We start from the raw sequence: 3461 nt of genomic DNA on the forward strand, positions 1-3461 counted from the left end.
CAAAGTAAATGGGATAAAGCGTTTTGGGCTAGAGGATATTATGTTGAAACGATTGGCAATATAACAGATGAAGCAGTTCAAAAGTATATAAAAGAGCAAGCAGAAGAATAGAGACGAGAAGATTCGAGTAGTACCGCTTTATAGCGGGCCAGCAAAAGTGCTTGCGATACCGCCCTTTGGGGCGAGCAGTAACAATAGCCCTTTGGAGGGCTAATAATAAACCACCAGTTGAACTGGTGGTTGCTAACTAGCTGTTGTCTCTTGTGGAGTTGGCATTGGAGGGGAATTGATTGAAGAAAATAATACCAAAAGTAAAGACAGTTTTGAAAATAAAACTACATATAAAAAGAAAAAGTGGTTTAATAGTCTTTCTGGCTTTAACAAACGTAATAGTAGCAGTGCTAAGACTAAGTAAGTATTCTTTTCAAAAGGCCTGCTTGAAGAGAGAAATTCGTTGGCCAGATTTGGGAAATGCTGATGATTGGCAATACAAAATTCTCACAGAAGCATAAAAAATAAAAATTGAGTCCAATAGAAAGATTACAATTGCAGCTTCTGATGGGATAGAGTTGGTTGGTCACTATTATGAAAGAAAAAAGAATGCACCTTGTATAATCTTTATTCATGGGCTTTGGTCAAACTGCTATACAAATGGTGTGCCGATTTACAGAATTACAGAAGAAAATGGATGGAATCTACTGTTGGTAAGTTTGCGGGCACACGGAGAGAGTGGAGGAAATGTTTCAACGCTCGGTGTTTTAGAAAAATATGATTGTCGTGATTGGGTGAACTGGGTGGTTTCCGAATATGGCGAGCAGACGCCAATATTTCTCATGGGAATTTCCATGGGAGGAGCGGTAACACTTATGAGTAGCGATTTAGGATTACCTGAATCAGTTTGTGGAATTATTGATGACGCTGGTTTTACATCTCTGCTAGAGATGATAAAAGCAAATAGTAAAGAAAAAATTCATCATAAAATATTGTCAGATTTATTTACGCAGTTTGCAAATGTAGGAACAAAAATCTGGGGCGGATTTGACTTGAAAGAAGCAAACGCATGTGTTGCAGTGTCTAAGACAAGTGTGCCAGTTCTAATTATTCATGGAGACAAGGATAAGCAAGCACCGGTATCTATGGCGTATAAAATTTACGATAGTTGCAAAAGTGAAAGAGAGTTGTATATAGTTTCAGGGTCAGAACATACAGATTGCTATAGATCGAATCCTGAGAAATACGAAAGTATTGTTTCCGAATTCCTTAAAAAACATATTCCGACTAATTGATGCAAGATCCTTTTACAATTTCTTACGATTTAAGGAAGGTAGGAACATTCCAACTATCAGACATCTTCTATAACACAGTTGGTGGAGCAGTTGGTGGTTTGATGTACTATGCGGCAATGGAAATAAGAAGGACATTTAGCAGGTAACGCATAATAAGGTAAGCGTCTGAAATGTAAAGGTATATTAAATATTTGTACATAGAAAAGGATCGCCGGAGAATGTAATAGAAACTGTGTAAGTTTTTCTAACCTGCTCTCAAGATTTTATCAAATGCCAGAATTGTCAGTCAAGGCTGGAACCCTTACCTTGACTGGCGTTCCGGCATTTAAAGCAAGGTAGTCAAGCAGGCAAAGGGGAAATTGTCAGACAATTTACTTACACAATTTTTTAGACATTCCCGATCGCGGCATATTCCCAAGGATGCCGTTCCATCAGTTGGATATAAGTGAAGGAAAAAGTGATATTTCGTATTGGAAAGGAGCAACTTATGGACCAAGAACTATTCAACCCACAGTCTTCTTCCGTAAGCTCCTCTCGAATCATTTACACCCCATCAACCTTTGCTGGAACGTCTCTTTTGCATCTGCAGGAGGTCGGCTCTTTGCAGGCTGTTCACCCACATGTATCCCAGAGAGAGGATTTGGTGTCGTTTCTTTGCTTTATTGTTTTGTCTGGCGAGGGAGAACTTTCCTACGAGGAGCAGACTTATCAGCTAGGCCAGGGAGACTGCGTGTTCATTGATTGTCGGAAAGCATATAGCCATTCGACTTCTGATAATCTCTGGTCTCTCCAATGGTGCCATTTCTATGCACCGTCCCTTCCGGCTGTATATGAGAAGTACAAAGAGCGAGGCGGTCGGCCTGTGTTCCATCCGGATGACATAGCTTCGTTTACCGGTCTGCTCAGTGACCTCTACAATCTGGCATCATCTTCCGATTATATCCGGGATATGTGAATTAATGAGAAACTGGGGACTTTACTCACCTTACTGATGGAACAGTCTTGGCATCCAGAGAGTATGACTGTGAGCCGGAAGCGGCTGGAACTTGCAGCTGTAAAGGGTAAGTGCAAAATAATTCGACGGATTGTGTTGCCCTAAAAAATATCCCATAATAATCAATAGAGAATGCAAGCATTTTACTTCATCTTTTCTTGCTAGAAATGATAGGTGCGAGCATTTTACTCTATTCAAGTTATGGAGGTGTGCTCATGAAAAGCAAAAGAATACCTGTCGAAGAACAATACCGTCTCATCATGGAATGCCGTCAAAGTGGATTGACAGATCATCAATGGTGTGTGGAACATGATATCAAGCCAGGAACTTTTTACAACTGGGTAAAAAGACTGCGTCAGAAAGGTTGTGTGGATTTGCCGGCGTCAACTGGACGCACCTATCGCGCACCAGAAAACCAGGAAGTTGTCAGAGTGGAGTTTCATGATACTGACCCGATTCCTTATGAACAGCCATTAAATGTAATTCCGGCAGCTACGGAGAGGAATAACTTTTCCGTAGCAGAGTCAATGAAGCTGTCTGTAGGCAGCTTTCATCTAACAATACCAAATGGAACAGATCCTCAGCTTCTGGCTCAAACGCTTCGAATTGTGAAGGAGCTGGAATGTTAGGGGATATCACAGCCGCCGATGAAATCTATATCGTAACAGGCAGAACGGATATGCGGAAATCCATTGACGGGCTGTGTGCCATTGTAGAGGATCAACTCCATATGGATCCAAGGCGAAGTGCCCTGTATCTTTTCTGTGGAAAACGTTGTGACAGGATCAAAGCTTTGCTCTGGGAATCTGACGGATTTGTGCTGCTGTATAAACGTATGGAAGTTCAGGGCAGATTCCGCTGGCCCAGAAATCAGCTGGAAGTAAAACAATTGACCTGGCAGCAATTCGACTGGCTCATGTCCGGGCTTGAAATCGAACAACCCAAGGCATTCAAACCTACGGAATGATCGCGTAAAACATCTATGCCAACCAACAGAAACGGAGGGGCTTCTCACCCTGTATCATGTCTGAAATCCCTTGTAAATGCTGGGTTTTCTGCTTCTTTTTCATTACTTTTTATGGTATAATAAGAGCAGTGAAAAAGGAGCAGAAAACATATGGCTGGCAATTCAAAAGATTCAAAAATCCTTGCGTACAAGGACATGATCAACCAACTGAATA

Annotated in this window: 6 protein-coding genes; all 6 read left to right on the forward strand. The window is 41.4% G+C overall.

Going from position 1 to position 3461, the window contains the following annotated elements; translation table 11 throughout:
* Nucleotides 1–111: transposase (locus DW965_RS22355; protein WP_199681683.1), on the forward strand; the 111-nt coding region annotated here is incomplete at its 5' end.
* A 179-nt stretch (nt 112–290) separates the two neighbouring features.
* Nucleotides 291–512 carry a hypothetical protein gene (locus tag DW965_RS18330; RefSeq protein WP_118601789.1) on the forward strand — a complete coding sequence of 74 codons (222 nt, stop codon included), beginning with the start codon at nt 291–293 and terminating at the stop codon, nt 510–512.
* 57 nt (nt 513–569) lie between these two features.
* A complete protein-coding gene (locus tag DW965_RS18335; protein ID WP_158580620.1) occupies nt 570–1286 on the forward strand; it encodes an alpha/beta hydrolase in 717 nt (238 codons plus the stop codon).
* A 487-nt stretch (nt 1287–1773) separates the two neighbouring features.
* Nucleotides 1774–2241 carry a cupin domain-containing protein gene (locus DW965_RS18340; protein ID WP_118601787.1) on the forward strand — a complete coding sequence of 156 codons (468 nt, stop codon included), beginning with the start codon at nt 1774–1776 and terminating at the stop codon, nt 2239–2241.
* A gap of 254 nt (nt 2242–2495) precedes the next feature.
* Nucleotides 2496–2909, forward strand: a complete 414-nt coding sequence (gene tnpA, locus DW965_RS18350; RefSeq protein ID WP_199681685.1) for an IS66 family insertion sequence element accessory protein TnpA — start codon at nt 2496–2498, stop codon at nt 2907–2909.
* A complete protein-coding gene (tnpB, locus tag DW965_RS18355) occupies nt 2903–3247 on the forward strand; it encodes an IS66 family insertion sequence element accessory protein TnpB (protein WP_009246070.1) in 345 nt (114 codons plus the stop codon). Before tnpA ends, tnpB begins: the two co-directional genes overlap by 7 nt.
* Nucleotides 3248–3461: the final 214 nt, after the last annotated feature.

This window comes from Blautia sp. AM47-4, from assembly GCF_003479865.1.
GTDB classification, from domain to species: Bacteria; Bacillota; Clostridia; order Lachnospirales; family Lachnospiraceae; genus Fusicatenibacter; species Fusicatenibacter saccharivorans.